The organism is Kitasatospora sp. GP82 (assembly GCF_029892105.1).
Classification (GTDB): domain Bacteria; phylum Actinomycetota; class Actinomycetes; order Streptomycetales; family Streptomycetaceae; genus Kitasatospora.
The window spans coordinates 146,508-163,195 of sequence record NZ_JARZAJ010000005.1; the positions used below are offsets into that span (position 1 = coordinate 146,508).

The window sequence follows — 16,688 nt, forward strand, 5'->3', positions numbered from 1 at the left end:
GGGCCCGTTACGGACGGCCGTAGAAGTCGGGGCGGCCCATGATCCAGAGGCTGGCCTGTTTGATCTCCATGCCAGGGCGGGGAGCCTCGATCATCTGGTCGTCACCGATGTAGATGGCCACGTGGTAGATGTCCTCGGCGCGGCCGGTGTGAGTCCAGAACACCAGGTCACCGGGCCGGAGTTGGTGGTAGCCGACAGGGGTGGACTCGGCGTACTGGGTGGCCGCGAAGTGGGTGAGGGACTTGCCGCCCCGGTGCCAGGCCTTCATGGTGAGGCCCGAGCAGTCGTAACCGTCCGGTCCCTCGCCGCCCCAGATGTAGGGCAGGCCGACCTTGGAGCGGGCGAAGGCGATCGCCGCCTCCGCGCCACCGGCCGACCAGGCGCTGTCGGCAGACGGGCCGGGAACGTAGGCTGCGGCGTCCGCAGCTGCCCGGGCCGCCTGCTCGGCCTCGCGCTGCGCGATCGTCTCCAGTGCCTCGCGTCGCTGCCGCTCCAGTTCGACGGTGGTGTTGCGGGCCTTGGCCAGCTCGGTCAGCAGCTCCTCACGACGCCCGGCGATCTCGGTGACCTGCGACTGCTGGGCTGCGAGCCGGGCCTGCGCCTGCTCCTTGGCCACCCGTACGGCTTCGGCGGCGCGGGCCGCACTCTGCTCGGCCTCCTTGGCGGCCACGGAGGCGCGGGCGGCTGCGGTGGCGGTGGCGGTGGCCGCGTCCAGGATCTCCTTGGTCCTGGCCCCCGCCACGCCGATGGCGGACGCCTGGTCGCCGGCGGCGCGCGGGCCCCTGGCGCCCAACAGGGCGTTGATGGCCGAGAGTTCGGCACTGGTGCCCTGACGGTACGTCTCGGCGGCCAGCTGGGCCGCGCGTTCGGCGGCATCGGTGCGGCCCGCCTCGGCGACGGTCGCGCGCCGGGCTGCGGCGGTCGATTCGGTGCGGGCCTTGGCCAGCCGGGCCTGCGCGCCGTTGTACGCCTCCACCGCCTGCTCCGCGGCCCGGCCCGCGTCCGCGAGTTCCGCCTGCGCGGCGGTCAGTCGGGCCTCGATCGCCGCGGTGTCGCCGGCCTTCGTACCGGCGTCGGTCCTGGCCCGGTCGATCTCCTCCGTGGAGGGGTAGGGACCGTCGGCGGTCGCGGCGGCCGACCGAGGCGGGACCGGGGCACTCGCCGCCGGTGCAGCGGCGGCAGCGGGGAGCAGCCCGAGCAGACCCGAGAATGCCAGCAGGAGCGTCGGCAGGAGTCTGCGTGCCATGGGGGGCCCTCTCGTGCGGAGTATGACACTTCGTCAAATGTCCCATCACGTGACAATTCAGTCACTCACCGCAATATTCTCAAACATCGCAAATTTCCGACGGCATCCCCGCACCCCCGGTCGGGTGAGATATCGGATTTATTCGACCCTGCGTCAGCCCTCGTCCCGGGAAGACGGGCTGGCGGCGGGCGACGGCCGGTGCATGGTCAGCGTCGTGACCTCGGATGCGGCAGCCGGGGGTGGTGAGGGTGGCGGTACGGGGCGCGCGCCTCAGGGCCCACCGCGCTCGGGGCGCCCTGCGCGCCGGTGGCCCCACCACGGGCGGCGGGTCGCCCGCCCGGGCCCACGGCATAGCTGCGGCTGCGGCCCGCGCGTACCGTGCGGCGGCGCTGCTGGGCGCGGGTGTGCCGCTCGGGGTCGCTCGCGGCGGAGGCTGCGGTACCCGCCGGGGCCGTGGCGGGGGCCGGCCCGGCCGAGCGGCGGTCGGCCAGGCGCGCGGAGCGGCGGGCGAGCGCGCGGGCGGCGTGCGCGTCGAGATGGGCGGTGGCCCGGGCGGCCATGCGTTCGGCCACCCGGTGGGTGGCGGCGTGGTGGGCCGGGACCTTGTCCGGCGCCCCGGCGATCAGGTCGAACAGCCAGGTGCGGGCACGGTCCGCGCGCTGGTGCAGCAGGCGCTCGCGACGGAGCGCGCGCGCCTGAAGGCGCGGCCTGCCGGGGTACCACCAGCGCGCCCAGGGGCTGCTGGGCCGGGCCAGCCGCACGGCGCCGATCCCGGAGAGGCCGGGCACCATGATGCCGAGCAGACCCGTCCAGACCTTGCCCTTGAGCAGCGCGACGATCGAGACCAGCGCGTTCACCGAGATCACCGCGACCAGGCCCCAGCGGCCCGAGCCCTCCGGCGTCGTCTGACCCGGTACGACGCTCAGCGGCACGTACCCGGTGAGCAGCAGGGCGGTGGCCAGGATGCCGAGGATCACCGCGTCCACGGACTTGCGTCCCTGCTCGCTCCAGTAGACGTCGTCGAGGTGCAGGATCAGCGCGAACTCGTCCAGCACCAGGCCGCAGCCGATCCCGAAGGCGAGACCGAACCAGTCGATCCAGGGATGGCCGCCGTTGGTGGCGAACACTCCGATGCCGCTGATCAGCAGGAAGCCGAGCCCGAAGACCATGTGGTGAATGTGCAGACCGCCCGGCGTGATGTTGCCGGGCCACCAGCGGACCTTGGCGCGGATCATCCGGACGCTGAACCTGATCATCACGAACGAGCAGATGAAGCCGACCAGCAGCAGGAACAGCGGTTGCTTGTGCGCAGCGACGATGTGCGTACGGTAGCCGTCCAACAGCGAGCTGATCATGGGTGGCGCTGCCTTCGTTCCTTGGTGCTCCGGGTCTCGCCCGGCTAACGCGTGGTCAGAATCCCCGGGTGCGTTTCGCGGCCCGACGCGGCACCTTCAGAGCCGGTGCGAGGGGCTGCTCGGTGCCCGGCTGCTTGAGGAAGAGCCGGGCGATCTCGCCACCGAGGTTCACACCGACGGCCAGTGCCAGCGCGAGGGCGGCGGCCCGGCCGACCGCGATCAGTCCGATGTCGGGCTGGTTCTGGGTGAAGGAGAGCATCCCGAGGTAGATCGCCGAACCGGGCATCAGCGGACCGATCGCGGGCGTCACGTACGGCAGCGAGGAGGCACGCCGGTAGCGGGCCATCAGCTGGCCGAACAGGCCGACGAGGCCGGCGGCCACGCCGGTGGCCACGATCGGGGAAACGTTGGCGTTGTGGGTGAGCACCCCGTACGTGGACCAGCCGATGCAGCTGTTGAGGGTGACCAGCGGGAGGTTGCGGCGGTCGGTCTGCAACAGCATCGCGAAGGCCAGGGTCAGCACCATCGCGGCGACCAGCTGCACCGGCGGGTGGCTGACGCCGATCAGACTCTCGCTCGGGTTGAGTCTGGCGTGGAAGCTCAGCCCGAGATAGAGGATCAGCATGACGCCGATGATGATGCCCGCGACCAGGTAGAGGACTTCCAGCAGCCGGGCGGCGGCGGTGATGTAGAAGCCGGTGAGACCGTCCTGCACGGCGGCGACCAGGGCACGTCCGGGCAGCAGGGCGAAGAGTCCACCGGTGATGACCACGGATCCGCGCAGCCCGAGGTGGTTGAGCGAGAGGATGATGCCGGAGGTCGCGGCCGGCATCGCGGCGATCACGAACTGGTAGAACTCCGGCAGCCCGCGCCGGGCGACCAGCGAGGCGAGCCGGTCGCCCAGGATGGCGGCGACGAAGGCGTTGGCGAAGACCAGCCACGCCTTGGCGTCCAGCCGCCCGCCGACCAGGAAGGAGGCCGCACCAGCCAGCAGACCGGTGGCCAGGGCCAGCAGCCAGGTCGGGTACGGGTGCCGGTTGCGTCGGATCTCGGCGAGGCGGCGGTAGGCGTCGTTGACCGAGAGCTTCTCGGCGGTGATGTCCCCGACCAGCTTGTAGACGGCGGCGAGCCGGGTGTAGTCGGTGGTGCGCCGGCGGACCACCCGGTCCGCCGTGATGGGGGCCTCGACCAACGAGGGCTGGTGGGAGATCCCGATCAGGGTGAAGGTGACCTGCGGCTCGCAGTGGTCGAGCCCGTACGCGTGGGCGATGCCCAGCATCGCGGCCTCGACGTCCTCGGCGGCCTCGCCGGTGGCGAGCAGCAGCTCGGCGATCCGGAGCGTCAGGTCGAGGATGCGTGGGATGTTCTTGACCACCACCTCGGGCTTCTGCTCGCGCTGGGTGCGCTCGTAGGCGGGGCGCTCGGCCATGGGCGTGCGCAGCAGGGTGCGCATCCGGTCGGGCCAGGGTGCGGCGCCGGGCGCGCCGGGGCTGAGGGTGGGGACGGCCAGGCCGGTGGGCGGGGCGTACCCGACGGCGCGCCAGACCTCGGGGGTGAGGGTGTCCTCCGGGCCCTCGGGGTAGCGCGGGGCCCTGGTGGCGGACGGCGGTGCGGTGTCCGGCTCGGGCGCCGTGGGCTCGCCGGGACCGAGCAGCCCCTCCGTCTCGACCGGGGCCGGAGCGAGCGGGATGACGGTCTGCCGCTCGACGGGCGGCGCGGCGGATCCGAGGAGACCCTCGGTGGGCGGCGCCTCGCGCGGCGGTACGGGCTTTGGCACCGATCTTGTGGGCCGCCCGCCCCTGACCTTCTTGCCGCCGCCCGATCGGCCCCGGCCCCGCTTAGGCACTACCACTCCCTACCGCCCCTGGTGGCATCCGGCCACCGGTGTGATCTTTTCGTCCAACCTTGCCTGATCGAACGCGCAGACGCACATGTACGGAATGGCAGCCCCGGCTGCGACTACTCGACCTACCGGTCCACCGGCCGCACGGCGGCCCGGCTCGCCCTGCGGGAGCGCAGCAGCTCGATGGCCACGGGGACGACCGACACCACGACGATGCCGACCAGGATCGCCTCGATGTTCTCCCGGACGAAGGCGACCCTGCCGACCTTCCGCCCGAAGAGACAGCCGACCTGGTCGCCGATGATCGCGGCGGCCACGATCAGCGGGCAGACCAGCCAGAGCGGCTGGGTGAGGTAGGCGCCGTCGGCGACCAGCAGACCTGCGGTGAAGAGCAGCGAGTCACCGGGCAGGAAGAAGCCGATCAGCAGGCCGGACTCGGCGAAGACGATCGCGAGGATGCCGGGCAGTCCGAAGGCGGGGATCAGCTCCGTGGGGACGGGCCGAGGGAGAGGCTGGTCACGCGCTGAACTCCTGATGGCAGGGCTTGGGAAATGAAATGGTAAAGCATTGGCCAAGAGATAGAACAACTCCCTTGGCTTGACTGAAGATTGACCAACTCGTGGGCGACCGCTGACGGGCCCGAACCATATGGTTTGCCCATGCCAATTCCCCCTAGGCCACAGCGGACCCCGACTCTCCCGGTCCTCCCGTACCGCAAGCCCACGCCCGGGAGGGACTACTGGGTACTGGACAATGTGCTGCCCGACGCGGATGCCGTCCGGGCCCGTTGCCTGGCGAAGGACGACTGGACCGAGGGCTACCCGCACAAGCCGGAGACCTGGCCGGGGCTGCGCACCATGCCCGGACTCGAACCGGAGGAACTGGCCCACGTCGAGCGGCTGGTGCGCAAGGCGACCGGTGAGCGCAGGCTCTGGCAGGAGACCGCCCCCGGCGGTGCCACCCTCAACCACAACTGCATTCAGGTGGTCGGCCGGGACGAGTGCGAGACCCGTCCGCACACCGACTCCCGCGCCCTGTGCAGGTACGCCGCGGTGCTCTACCTCAACCCCGGCGTGCCCAAGGACTGCGGCACCAGCTTCTACCGGCAGCAGCTGCCCGGCGGCACCCTCGGCGGAAACATGGTGACGGCGCCTCACAACAATCTGGTGGACGCCCTGGGCACACGCTTCGTCGCCCCCGACGCCTTCACCGAGGACGTCCGGGTACCGCACAAGTACAACCGACTGCTGCTCTACACCTCCAACATGATCCACAGCGCCACCGGCTACTGGGGCAGCACCCTGGAGGACAAGCGCATGACCGCCGTCTTCTTCTGGATGGCGTGACCTTCGGACCCACCTTGGACGCCCTGCGGATATTCCATCCGGGTGACACGAACGAGGGAACCGGACGGTGATCGGTTGAAGTCAATCGGCCGATCGGGGAATGCTTGCGGTGCGACGTCAGGTACCGGCGCAGTCGGGGCGGCCACCCCGTCGGCGCCACAATTCGCACCAGCCAGCAGGGAGACCACTGTGTCCCGTATTCGCGCAGCCGCTGTCGTCACCGCCGTCGGGGCCTTCCTCGCCGCCGGCATCGGCGCCGCCCAGGCCGACAACGGCGCGGGGGCCACGTACGACTCCAACAGCAGCGTGGTCAGCAACACCAGCTCCGGCAACATCGTCGGCAGCGTCAGCGGCAACGGCAACGCGGCCCGGCAGTCCGCCACCGGCTCGGGCGGCGGCAACCAGAACAACAGCCTCGGCGTCGCCGGGAATGCCGGCGGTGTCGGCACCGTCCAGGGCGACAAGAACCTGGCGCGGCACGTGTACTACCCCTTCGTCCTCTACTGAGCCGCCGCCAGGAGGCTTGAGCCGGTGACCGGGCGGGCTTCCCCGCGGGCCCGCCCCTCAGTCCGGCTGCTGCGCCGTCAGACCCAGCGCAGCACGGCTCAACTCGACCAGGCATCCTGCCAGATCGGGCCGCGAGCACCCCGGCCTGTTCCGCACCCCGTCGTTGACCAGGGCGAACATCGCATGCACCCGGATACGGGCCTCCGCGCTCTCGTACTGCGGCCGCACCTGCTGGAGCAGCCCGACCCAGGTGCGCAGGAAGTCCCGGCGGAAGTCGACCGCCGCCTTGCGGTCCGGCTCGGCCAGCCGCTCGGTCTCGCTGAGCATCACCCCGAGGTGGTGGCGGTGGCGCAGCGCGAAGTCGACGTACGCACGCAGTCCTGCCGCCAGGGCCTCGGGCGGAGCACCGCCACCCGCGATGGCACCCTCGACCTCGTGCCAGAGCCGCTCCCGGCTGCGCACCAGGGCGGCGGCGAGCAGCTCGGCCTTGGTGTCGAAGTGCTTGTACACGCTCGGTCCGGCGATGCCGACGGCGGCGCCGAGCTGATCGGTGCTGACGTTGTCGAAGCCGCGCTCGTGGAACAGCCGCACGGCGGCGGTGAGCAGCTCCTCACGCCTCGACTCGGAGGCAGGGCAAGGACGTTGGGCCACCGATCCGGTGTCGGGCAGACCCTCCAGGGTGCCTGCGAGCACCGCACCACCGATCCGCTGGAGCAGCCGCTCGAACCGGCGCCGGGGCGGCGCGAAGGTGTGGTAGGACAGGCTGCCGTACGCCGAGAGTACCGACCAGCAGAGGAACTCGGCATCCTCCGAGGGGAGTTCGGGCCTGGCCGCGGTGAGGACCCGGGCCATCTCGGCAATGTCCTCGCGCAGACACCCCCACAGTTCGGCCCGTTGGACGGAGGGCAGCAGGCGGGCGTCCCGCTGCCAGAGAGTGCCGAGCGCGCGGTGGTCGACGGCGACGGCGGCGAGCGCGGCGCACAGCCCGTCCAAGCCCTGGGCGGAGCGGACGGCCGTACGCACGGCCGCAAGGTCGGACTCGACGGCGCGGAGCAGGAGTTCGGGCTTGCTGCGGTAGTGCCGATAGAGCGCCGGGGCGGTGATGCCGACCTCGGCGGCGACCTCGGCCATCGAGATCTGGTGGTAGCCGCGCCGGTGGAACTGCTCGCTCGCCACCGCGAGGATCTGGGCCTTGCGTCCGGGCGGCCTGCGCACGACCCCCCGCTCTGTCGCCACGTCCATCCCCTCGCGGTCGGCCCCAGTGATGATCCGGATCAGGGTACCAAGGATTCACTTCTCCACCCCTGAGCCGCGAGAAAAAGCCGTCGGAATGCTGGACAGTCGAAGCTACCGACGATTAACTTATGGAGCGATCAACGGGCACCACGAAGGGAGCGCCGCCGTGCGCCGCACCGTGTTCAACGAGGACCACGAGGCGTTCCGGGAGACGATCCGGAGCTTCATCACCAAAGAGGTCGCCCCGGTCTACGAGAGCTGGGAGGCCGAGGGCCACCCCCCGCGCGACTTCTACCGCAAGCTGGGCGCGCTGGGCGTGTACGGCATCGAGGTGCCCGAGGAGTACGGCGGCGCGGGCGAGAGCGGTTTCAAGTACCAGGCGGTGGTGAGCGAGGAGTGCGCCCGCGCCGGAGTCACCTTCGGCTCCTCCGGCGTGCACACGGGTCTGGTGCTGCCCTACCTCCTGGAGTACGCCAACGAGGAGCAGAAGCAGCGCTGGCTGCCGGGCTTCGTCTCGGGCGACATCATGACGGCGATCGCGATGACCGAGCCGGGCGCGGGCTCGGACCTGGCCGGGATCTCCACCACCGCCAGGCTCTCCGAGGACGGCACCCACTACGTCCTCAACGGTGCCAAGACCTTCATCACCGGCGGCGTGCTGGCCGACCTGGTGCTGGTGGTCTGCCGGACCGCACCGTACGACCCGGCCGACCGCCGGGCCGGCCTGTCGATCCTCTGCGTGGACACCAAGTCCCCCGGCTACGCGGTCGGCCGCAAGCTGCAGAAGATCGGGTTGCGCACCTCGGACACCGCCGAACTCTCCTTCACCGATGTCCTGGTGCCGGTGCAGGACCTGCTGGGCGAGGAGGGCAAGGCGTTCAGCTACCTCACCCACAACCTGGTGCAGGAGCGCCTGGCGATCGCCGTCGGCGCGTACGCGTCGGCCGCTGCGGCGGTGCGGTTCGCGGTGAAGTACGTCAAGGAGCGCAAGGTCTTCGGCCAGGCGGTGGCCGACTTCCAGAACACCAAGTTCACACTCGCCGACTGCGAGGCCCAGGTGACGGCCCAGCAGTCGATGGTGGACCGGGCACTGGAGCTCTACCAGAACGGCGAGTTGACGGTCGCGGACGCGGCGGCGACCAAGCTGTTCTGCACCGAGTCCGCCTCCCAGGTGATCGACAAGTGCCTTCAGCTGCACGGCGGTTACGGCTATATCCTGGAATACCCGATCGCCCGTCTCTACACCGACAATCGGGTCTTCAGAATCTACGGCGGCACCAGTGAAGTGATGAGGACGATCATCGCCAAGTCCCTGGGCCTGTAAGGTCCAGCAGCACGCGCGGCAGTCGAACCCCCACCGCACGCCGCGCGTCCCCCGGCAGCGGGCTTCCCCCATGGGCCCGCTGCCGGACCCGGCCGCGACCTCCCGAGCCACCGCACCGAGGACGTCATGACACCAGCGCTCGCCAAGCTCGCCCACATCCAGGCCGCACTCCGCGAGCCGGGCGCCCCCTTCGAGACCGTCGACACCCCGCGGGGCCACCGGTACCGCCATGGTCCACGCACACTGCGGGACTTGCTGAACGACACCCTGGCACACGGGGACCGCCCGTTCCTGATCGCCGGATCCGGCCGCTGGACCTTCGCCGAGCACCACGCGGCCGCCGCCGCCCTCGCCCACCACTACCGCGTCGAATACGGCCTGCGGCCCGGTGACCGGGTGGTGATCGCCATGCGAAACCTGCCCGAGTGGCAGATCGCCTTCTGGGCCGCCCAGTTGGCGGGCCTGGTGGCCGTCCCGCTGAACGCCTGGTGGGAGAGCCCCGAGCTGGCGTACGCGCTGGACGACTGCGCACCCCGCCTGATCGTCGCAGACCGGGAGCGCGCGGAGCGGACCGGCGCCTGGGCCGCCGCCCACGGCGTACCGCTGCTGACCGTCGAGGCACCCGGGTCCGGGCACGACCGGCTGGAGGAGCTGCCCCTCACCGGCCTGGCCGCACCGGAGGTCGACCTCGCCCCCGGGGACACCGCCACCGTCCTCTACACCTCGGGAACAACCGGACATCCCAAGGGAGTTGTCGCCACCCACGAAGCCTGGTGCGCGGCCGTGCTCAACCCGCGCTTCTTCGCGGCCGCTTCGGTCCTCTCCGCCGGAGGCGACCTCACCCGGGTCGAACCGCAGACCGTGCTGATGACCTTCCCGTTCTTCCATGTGGCGGCCTTCACCTCGATGTTCCCGCTGATGGCCACCGGCGGCACCGCCGTACTGATGCGCAAGTGGAACGCCGCCACCGCGCTCGGACTGATCGCCGAACACCGGGTCACCACCTTCGTCGGCGTCCCGGCCACCGCGCTCGGCCTGCTCGACGCGGCCGACTCCGGCCAGTACCCGCTGCCCGGACTGGCGATGATCAGTACCGGCGGCGCGGCCGCCCCGCCCGAACTGGCCCGCCGGATCTCCCGCCGCTTCGACGGCCGGGTCGAGGCCCGCAACGGCTACGGGCTCACCGAGACCTGCGGCGGCGTGATCGCCAACCTCGGCGCCCGCTACGTCGAACAGCCCGACAGCATCGGCCGCCCCGCCCCCGCCGTCGAGGTCAGGATCGCCGGGCCCGAGGGCACCGCGCTCCCGGACGGCGAGGTCGGCGAACTCTGGCTGCGCGGACAGCCGATCTTCAGCGGCTACCGCAACAACCCCGGGGCCACCGCGGCCGCCTTCGCCGACGGCGGCTGGTTCCGCACCGGCGACCTGGCCTGCCTCCGCAACGGCGAGGTGTACATCGTCGACCGGCTGAAGGACATGGTGATCCGCGGCGGCGAGAACGTGTACTGCGTCGAGGTCGAAGGCGTGCTCTTCGACCACCCCGAGGTCGCGGACGCCGCCGTGGTCGGCGTGCCGCACCCGATCCTGGGCGAGGAGGTCGCCGCCGTGGTGGTGCTCCGGGCGGGCTCATGCGTCGACGTGAACGGGCTGCGCGCCCACGTCGCCGCGCGACTGGCCGCCTTCAAGGTGCCCGAGCACGTCTTCCTGCGCAGCACTGAACTGCAACGCAACCCGACCGGCAAGATCGTCAAACGCGCTCTCCGCGACGAGATCACGGCGCAGCTCTCCCGCTGACGTCCAGGGGCTCGGCGTCTGCCCGAGAGGGCTGCTGGCGTGGTCCGCTCAGTGGGCGGAGTCCGCGGCATGGGCCCGCCAGGCGTCGAGCCCGGCCAGCGAGGCCGCCCTGGCGTGCTGCAGGGTGCGGGCCGCCAGCTCGCCCGGCGGGGTCTCCAGCTGCCGCACCCAGCCCCGCCCGGCCGAGGCCAGCGCCACGCCGACGATCACTGTGCCGGTCAGGCCGATCAGCGCGCCGAGTCCGGTGAGCGCCGCGCCGACGGTGAGCATGCCCCGGTTGACCTGGAATCCACCGATGAGGTTCTGATTGGTCGCCATGGCATCCACCATCCAAGAGCACCGCGCCGCCCGCACCCGGAGGACGCCTGCCGATGGACGGCACCGTGCCCGCCCCCTCCGGCAGACACCCGTCGACAGGGCTAACCCGACCGACCGGTCCAGCGCGCGGGATAGTCGCGGCCGCGCCTAGGGTCACGGGCGAGAGCCCTTCACCAGGAGCCGGAGCTCCTCGCGGAAAACCCTCCGCCCCGACCCGGGACTGTGCGAGCCAGGAGGACGCGATGGCCGACCCCGCCCCCGTCGACACCCCCGCCGACCTCATGGCGCTCGCCACCGAACACGCCGCAAAGGCCGCCGCCTCCCCGCACGGGCGCAGCGCACACCTCGTCGTCCACGACAGCGTGCTGCGCCAGAGCGTGATCGCGCTGACGGCCGGCACCTCGCTGGACGAGCACAACGCGCCGATCGCCGCCAGCCTCCAGGTGCTGCGCGGACGGGTGTCGCTGACCGTCTCGGGCCGACGGCTGGAGCTGACAGCGGGGCAGCTGCGCGTGATCCCACAGGAGCGGCACGGCCTGCTGGCCCACGAGAACTCGGTGGTGCTGCTCACCGCCGTCACAAACTGAGCCAACCGAACCGGGACGTCACCGCTCCTTGGCCGACGCCTCGGACACCGGCACACCCAGCACCCTCCCGCCGGCCAGCTGCACTCCGCGCAGCAGCTGCCGCCCGTCCGGCACCTGCCCGGGTGCCACGAACCACTGTGCGGCCGGTCAGGCCAGGATCAGCCGGAAGAAAGCGCCCCTGGCCGGCTCGTCCGGTACCTCCTGCGGCTCCTGGAAGAGCGCGGCGAGTCCGAGCCGCACCCTTTTTTTGCACTGCTTTTTCACTGCGCCCAGGGCTTCCTCCGGCTCGGGCGGGCTCTCCACCTGGACGAAGATCTCCGGTGCGGCCGGCTTCGGGCTGATGACCCGGCCCCGACTCACTCCTGTGGGTGATCCTGACCGCTGCCCCGGCCGAGCGTGCCGGTGTGGCCTCCGCCACCTCGGAGACCGCCACCGAACCGGGCAGCTCGCTGGGCATCGTGATCCTCGGCGGGAGCCGCCGTCCACCGGGCCCACCTGGAGGTCAAGCTGCCCGCCGCCCTTCCGGCGGGCGCCGCCAAGGCCGCGCACACCCCCCTGGGCGGGAGGCCCAGCCCGCCCGCGAGGCGGCCGTCGCCGCCTGGCCCGGCACCGATCGTCAACGCGGCGCCCGCACCGCACACCGGTCTGGCGAACCGTCAGCCGGGGCTCGGCACCCCGAACGCCCGCCGGCCGCCGCAGCCTGCCCGGCGACTCCCGAAAGCGGGCCCTGACCGGCCGACCTGACATATTGTGGTCGAGACCACATTTCCCATCTCCCCTGCAGAACATCTGCTCTTTGACCACCGTTTCCCGGCCGGTGTATACGTTCTGCGCTCGCGCCAGGCATACTGGCCAGGTCGGGCGAGCCCGCCCGGCCCTGATAACGGCGAGATATCCGAAGGGACCGGTGGTCAGGGATGCTGCGCAACGGTCTGGAGCCCTGGCACCTCCTGGTGGTGCTGGCTGTCATCGTTCTGCTTTTCGGCTCGAAGAAGCTGCCTGAAATGGCCCGTGGCCTCGGGAAGTCCATGCGCATCCTGAAGGCGGAGACCAAGGCGCTGCGCGAGGACGAGGTCCCGGCCGATGCGGCCGCCCAGAACTCCACCGCCAACTCGACGGCTGCCAACACGGCCACCGAGCAGCCCCGCCCGGCGGTGAACCCGACACACGTCACCACGGCGGCCGAGACCAACAAGTCGGCCACCGGCGCCTGAGCGGCCGCAAAAGCCGTCCCCCGGAGCCTCCGGTCCGTCAGCTGACGGACCGGAGGCTCCGGCATTTCCGCACGGCAAACCGGTGGTGCCGGGCCCGCTGATTCAGTTGCCGTTCCCGTTGTCCCCGTAGCTGATGTCGCCGTTGTTGTCGGAGCTGTTGTGGTCACGGGACTGCTGCCCGTGCAGGGTGTTGATCAGCGCACCGAGCCGGTTCTGCCAGTTCTGGCCCGCACCGCCGTCGATCACATGCTTCTTTGCAAGATCCCTAACGGTTTTCTGGACGTTGCGCAGCACCGACTCGGCGTCCTGCGGCCGGTGTTCGGCGATCGCCTCGGCGGCGCTGTCCAGGCGGTCCAGCAAGTCGCCCTGCTTGTCCCGCTCCTTGGCGAACTGCGCCTTCGCCACCTCGGCGCGGAGTGCGGCCAGTGCGGCGGCGGGACCGCTCCTGGCGGTGGGCGCAGGCCCGGCCGAAGCGCTCGGCGAGGGGGATGCCGAGGCAGCGGCCGTGGGAGCGGCGGCCGCCGGACGGCCGGTCTCGGCTGCGGTCCCGGCCGGGCTGCCCGAGGACCCGCTGAGCGCGAAGGCGCCGACGGCGGCCACACCCGCCACCACGGCGACACCGATCGCGATCGGTACCAGCGGTCGGCGGCGGCGCTGCGGCGACGGCCCGGAAGCCTCGTGCGGCGACAGCGGGACGGCCTCCATCAGCGAGGTCGCCGGGCCGGTCACCGGCGGTGCGTCCGAAGGGACAGCCGACGGGGGGAAGGACGGGGCGAACGGCGGCGGCACGGTCGGCGGCAGTACGGCGGTGCGCTGCGCATCGGCATGCCCCGGGTCGGCGGCACCGACGCCGAGCTGCGGAGCGACAACCGGGGGCAACAGCTGGGTCGCGCCGATGAGCTCGGCCGTCCGGTCACCGGCGGCCAGCAACTCGGCCGTGCGGTCGGTGGTCGCGGCGACCGGGACAGCGGCCAGCAGCTCGGCCCGGGCAGTGGCGGCGGTGGCCGGTCGGTCTGCGGGCTGCTTGGCGAGCAGGCGCAGCACTGCCGCGTCCAGCGCGGGCGGTACGTCGGGGCGGCGGGCCGCGACCGGGGCGGGCTGCTCGCTGACGTGCTTGAAGGCGATGCCGACGGGGGTGTCGGCGTCGAACGGCGGCTGTCCGGTGAGCATCTCGACCAGGACGCAGCCGACCGCGTACAGGTCGGAGCGGCCGTCCACCCCGGCGGCCGTGGCCTGCTCGGGCGAGAGATAGGCGGCCGTGCCGAGCACGGTGGCGGTCTGGGTCAGCCGCGAGCTGGAGGAGCCGACGCGCGCGATGCCGAAGTCCACCACCTTCACCCCGCCGTCGTGGGTGATCATGATGTTCCCGGGCTTGATGTCCCGGTGCACGAGTTCGGCCGCGTGGGCGACCTCAAGCGCCTCGCAGACGGCGGCGGCGATACCGACGGACCGCTCGACCGGCAGCCGTCCGAGCTCCGCAATCAGCCGGCTGAGCGGACGGCCGTGCACCAGCTCCATGACGATGTACGGGGAGCCCTGGTCCACACCGGAGTCGAAGACGGTGACGATGCGCGGGTGGACCAGCATCGCGGCGTGCTGGGCCTCGCGGCCGAAGCGCTCGGCGAAACGCGGGTCGTCGGCGAGACCGCCGTTGAGCACCTTGACCGCTACCGCGCGTCCGAGCACCCGGTCGTGGCCGCGCCAGACGGTGGCCATGCCACCGACGCCGAGTATCTCCTCCAGTACGTAACGCCCGTTCAGCGCACGTCCGATCACCTGGCACCACTCCCCTCGGGTCCACCGGCCGGAGGCTTCGGGCCGCCTCGTGCACCTGTGCACGATAGCGGCCGCCACCCGGAGCCCGGGAGTTGAGGATGCGCCCTCGGGGCGGTCCTGCGGAGCGGTCCGGGCGGGTCGGCAGGCCCGGGGGAACCTCGCCGACCCGCCCGGAGCTTTCGAGCCGGGCGGCCGGTGGACACGGGGGAGCCCACCGATCGCCCGGAGTACGGGAGTTGGAATCAGGTACTGCCTGTGTGGTGCAACCGGACGGACGGTGAGCCCGGGGGGTGTCGCTCACCGCCCGTCCGGGGTCTCAGGGGCTCACCGAGCCGTCCCCGGCGTTGCCGCTGGGAAGAGCGCCGTGGTCTCCGGGCAGGCCCGAGGGCTTGGGGGCCTGCGCCGGCAGGGTCGGCAGCTCGATCGGGAGCCTGGTCGGGAGGAGGCCCTTGCCGCCGCCGGGGCCGGGCGCCGGGATGGTGATCCCGTTGCCCGGGCCACCGCCACTGCCGTCCCTGCCCCCGACTGCGGCGGCGACGGCGGTGCAGTAGCCCTCGATCCGGTCCGCCCCGCCTGCCGCCACGGCCAGCGGGGCCAGTGCCGGTTCGCCGGACAGCGGGTCGGCCTTGGCCCCGGCGGCCAGCCGGTCGGCGTAGAGGTGGCAGAGCTTGACCGCCAAGGCGACGGCGGCGTCGTCATCGGGACTGCTGCCCGACCTGCTCCCGCCCGTGGCCGCGTCCACGCTCGGGCTCTGGCCCCGGCCCTGGCTCGTCGCGGGCGGGGTGGATCCGTTCAGCCCGGGCTGCCCCGAGGCCGCGCCTGCGGCACTGCCCGTGGTGGACCGCCCGGCGGAGCCGTCGGACGCACCGGAGGTGGGCTGCGCACCGACCGGCGCATTCCTGGCCGCCGGTCCGCCCAGGGCGGCGGGCAGGTGCCCGGTACCTGCGGCGACGGCCACACCGCCGAGTGCGGTGGCGACGAGCGCGACAGCAACGGCCTTCGCACTGAAGGCCCGCGTGGTCGCGGTGTCCGCCATCGTTCGTCTCCGGGTCTGCGGTGCAGGGTTGCGACGGGCCTCCCGGAACGCGGCCAGGGCCGCCTCTTCCCCGGGCAGTACGCCGTTCGCATCGGGCCCGCCGTCCGCGTCGGCCGGAGCGGCAGCGGCGGCGAGCAGCCCCGCGAGGGCGGCATGACCGGCGAGGGGGGCCTGACCGGCCGACGTGCCGACCTTGGCTCCGCCGAGCAGCTGCTCGGCGGAGTCGCGGTCGATCCGGCGGGATCGGTTGGTGCTCATCTCATGTCCTTCAGCGTCGCGGCCCTGGCTCGTGTCACACCCTGTGCGGAGGTTTTCGAGGATTTCTTCCCGGCCTCCGGTTCCGCCTCCTGTCCCGGGTCGCGCCACGGCCCCGACCGGGGCGGCTGGGCGGACCTGTCCGGGATGCCGAGGGCCGGGCCGCCGGACTGGTCGAGCAGCTTCCCGAGCCTGCGCAGCCCCCGGTGGGCGGCCATCCGCACACTGCCGGAGCGCTTGCCCAGGACGCGCGCGGCACTCTCCGCGTCCAGGTCGAGCACCACCCGGAGCAGTACCGCCTCGGCCTGGTCCCTGGGCAGCCGGGCGATCAGTGCCAGCGCGTCGGCGGTGGAGACGGCGGCCAGCGCGGTCCCCGCGGTGTCCTCGGCTGCGGCCAGTTCGGCCAGGTACTCGAACGGGAGGTCCGCGACCGGGCGGCGGCGCACCCGGCGGAGGTGGTCCAGGGCCCGGTTGCGGGCGATGGTGGCGGCCCAGCCCCGGAAGCCGTCCGCGTCCCCGGTGAAGCCGCCGAGGTCGCGGGCGATCTGCAGCCAGGTCTCGGAGGCGATGTCCTCGGCGTCCTCGGCCCCGCCGCCGACCAGGATGCGCAGATAGCGCAGCAACCCCGGCTGGACGGCACGGAAGAGCAGCCTGAAGGCGTCCTCGTCCCCCTGCTGGGCGGCCCTTACGGCGCCGGAGAGGTCGGTCGGACGGCCTGCGGGCAGCGGATCGCCCGGCGGCTCCGAAGGGCCGGCCGCGATCGGGCCGACCGGTGATATCGGGCCGCCGACGGTGTGGTCGCCGCCCGTCCCCTGAGGTTCTGCACTGTGCACCCACCACATCATGCGGCA

Annotated in this window: 15 protein-coding genes and 1 pseudogene; 6 read left to right on the forward strand and 10 right to left on the reverse strand. The window is 72.2% G+C overall.

The window, feature by feature from the left end:
* Nucleotides 1-7: 7 nt before the first annotated feature.
* The 4 genes and pseudogenes from P3T39_RS07250 to P3T39_RS07265 form a co-directional block, all read right to left on the reverse strand.
* Nucleotides 8-1,246 (reverse strand): C40 family peptidase, encoded by a 1,239-nt coding sequence (locus tag P3T39_RS07250; protein WP_280696515.1) that lies wholly within the window; start codon nt 1,244-1,246, stop codon nt 8-10.
* Nucleotides 1,247-1,452: 206 nt separating this feature from the next.
* Nucleotides 1,453-2,601 carry a hypothetical protein gene (locus P3T39_RS07255; RefSeq protein WP_280696516.1) on the reverse strand — a complete coding sequence of 383 codons (1,149 nt, stop codon included), beginning with the start codon at nt 2,599-2,601 and terminating at the stop codon, nt 1,453-1,455.
* A 55-nt stretch (nt 2,602-2,656) separates the two neighbouring features.
* A complete protein-coding gene (locus P3T39_RS07260; protein ID WP_280696517.1) occupies nt 2,657-4,378 on the reverse strand; it encodes a threonine/serine exporter family protein in 1,722 nt (573 codons plus the stop codon).
* Nucleotides 4,379-4,569: 191 nt separating this feature from the next.
* A pseudogene (locus tag P3T39_RS07265) lies at nt 4,570-4,964 on the reverse strand (hypothetical protein).
* A gap of 139 nt (nt 4,965-5,103) precedes the next feature.
* On the opposite strand from P3T39_RS07265, the gene P3T39_RS07270 reads away from it, so the two are divergent.
* Together P3T39_RS07270 and P3T39_RS07275 are read left to right on the forward strand one after the other, a co-directional pair.
* A complete protein-coding gene (locus P3T39_RS07270; protein ID WP_280696518.1) occupies nt 5,104-5,790 on the forward strand; it encodes a DUF6445 family protein in 687 nt (228 codons plus the stop codon).
* Between the two features lie 189 nt (nt 5,791-5,979).
* Nucleotides 5,980-6,297 carry a hypothetical protein gene (locus P3T39_RS07275; RefSeq protein WP_280696519.1) on the forward strand — a complete coding sequence of 106 codons (318 nt, stop codon included), beginning with the start codon at nt 5,980-5,982 and terminating at the stop codon, nt 6,295-6,297.
* 57 nt (nt 6,298-6,354) lie between these two features.
* On the opposite strand, the gene P3T39_RS07280 is transcribed toward P3T39_RS07275, so the two are convergent.
* Nucleotides 6,355-7,533, reverse strand: coding sequence for a TetR/AcrR family transcriptional regulator (locus P3T39_RS07280; protein ID WP_280696520.1), 1,179 nt, complete (start codon nt 7,531-7,533; stop codon nt 6,355-6,357).
* A 166-nt stretch (nt 7,534-7,699) separates the two neighbouring features.
* Here P3T39_RS07280 and P3T39_RS07285 point away from each other — a divergent pair, with 166 nt between their 5' ends.
* Together P3T39_RS07285 and P3T39_RS07290 are read left to right on the forward strand one after the other, a co-directional pair.
* Entirely contained in the window at nt 7,700-8,857 is a 1,158-nt protein-coding gene (locus P3T39_RS07285) for an acyl-CoA dehydrogenase family protein (protein WP_280696521.1), read from the forward strand.
* A 126-nt stretch (nt 8,858-8,983) separates the two neighbouring features.
* Complete coding sequence (locus P3T39_RS07290; RefSeq protein ID WP_280696522.1) at nt 8,984-10,651, forward strand: class I adenylate-forming enzyme family protein; 1,668 nt, start codon at nt 8,984-8,986, stop codon at nt 10,649-10,651.
* 48 nt (nt 10,652-10,699) lie between these two features.
* On the opposite strand, the gene P3T39_RS07295 is transcribed toward P3T39_RS07290, so the two are convergent.
* Entirely contained in the window at nt 10,700-10,969 is a 270-nt protein-coding gene (locus P3T39_RS07295; RefSeq protein WP_280696523.1) for a hypothetical protein, read from the reverse strand.
* 242 nt (nt 10,970-11,211) lie between these two features.
* Between P3T39_RS07295 and P3T39_RS07300 the strand changes: the two genes are divergently transcribed.
* On the forward strand, nt 11,212-11,556 hold the full coding sequence (locus P3T39_RS07300; RefSeq protein WP_280696524.1) for a cupin: 345 nt from the start codon (nt 11,212-11,214) through the stop codon (nt 11,554-11,556).
* 147 nt (nt 11,557-11,703) lie between these two features.
* On the opposite strand, the gene P3T39_RS07305 is transcribed toward P3T39_RS07300, so the two are convergent.
* Nucleotides 11,704-11,916 (reverse strand): hypothetical protein, encoded by a 213-nt coding sequence (locus tag P3T39_RS07305; RefSeq protein WP_280696525.1) that lies wholly within the window; start codon nt 11,914-11,916, stop codon nt 11,704-11,706.
* 557 nt (nt 11,917-12,473) lie between these two features.
* On the opposite strand from P3T39_RS07305, the gene tatA reads away from it, so the two are divergent.
* Nucleotides 12,474-12,770, forward strand: coding sequence for a Sec-independent protein translocase subunit TatA (tatA, locus tag P3T39_RS07310; RefSeq protein WP_280696526.1), 297 nt, complete (start codon nt 12,474-12,476; stop codon nt 12,768-12,770).
* 102 nt (nt 12,771-12,872) lie between these two features.
* On the opposite strand, the gene P3T39_RS07315 is transcribed toward tatA, so the two are convergent.
* The 3 genes from P3T39_RS07315 to P3T39_RS07325 all read right to left on the reverse strand — a co-directional run bounded on the left by P3T39_RS07315 (nt 12,873) and on the right by P3T39_RS07325 (nt 16,679).
* On the reverse strand, nt 12,873-14,546 hold the full coding sequence (locus P3T39_RS07315; RefSeq protein ID WP_280696527.1) for a protein kinase: 1,674 nt from the start codon (nt 14,544-14,546) through the stop codon (nt 12,873-12,875).
* A 316-nt stretch (nt 14,547-14,862) separates the two neighbouring features.
* A complete protein-coding gene (locus P3T39_RS07320) occupies nt 14,863-15,840 on the reverse strand; it encodes a hypothetical protein (protein WP_280696528.1) in 978 nt (325 codons plus the stop codon).
* Nucleotides 15,837-16,679, reverse strand: coding sequence for an RNA polymerase sigma factor (locus P3T39_RS07325; protein ID WP_280696626.1), 843 nt, complete (start codon nt 16,677-16,679; stop codon nt 15,837-15,839). The genes P3T39_RS07320 and P3T39_RS07325 overlap by 4 nt, the downstream gene beginning before the upstream one ends.
* Nucleotides 16,680-16,688: the final 9 nt, after the last annotated feature.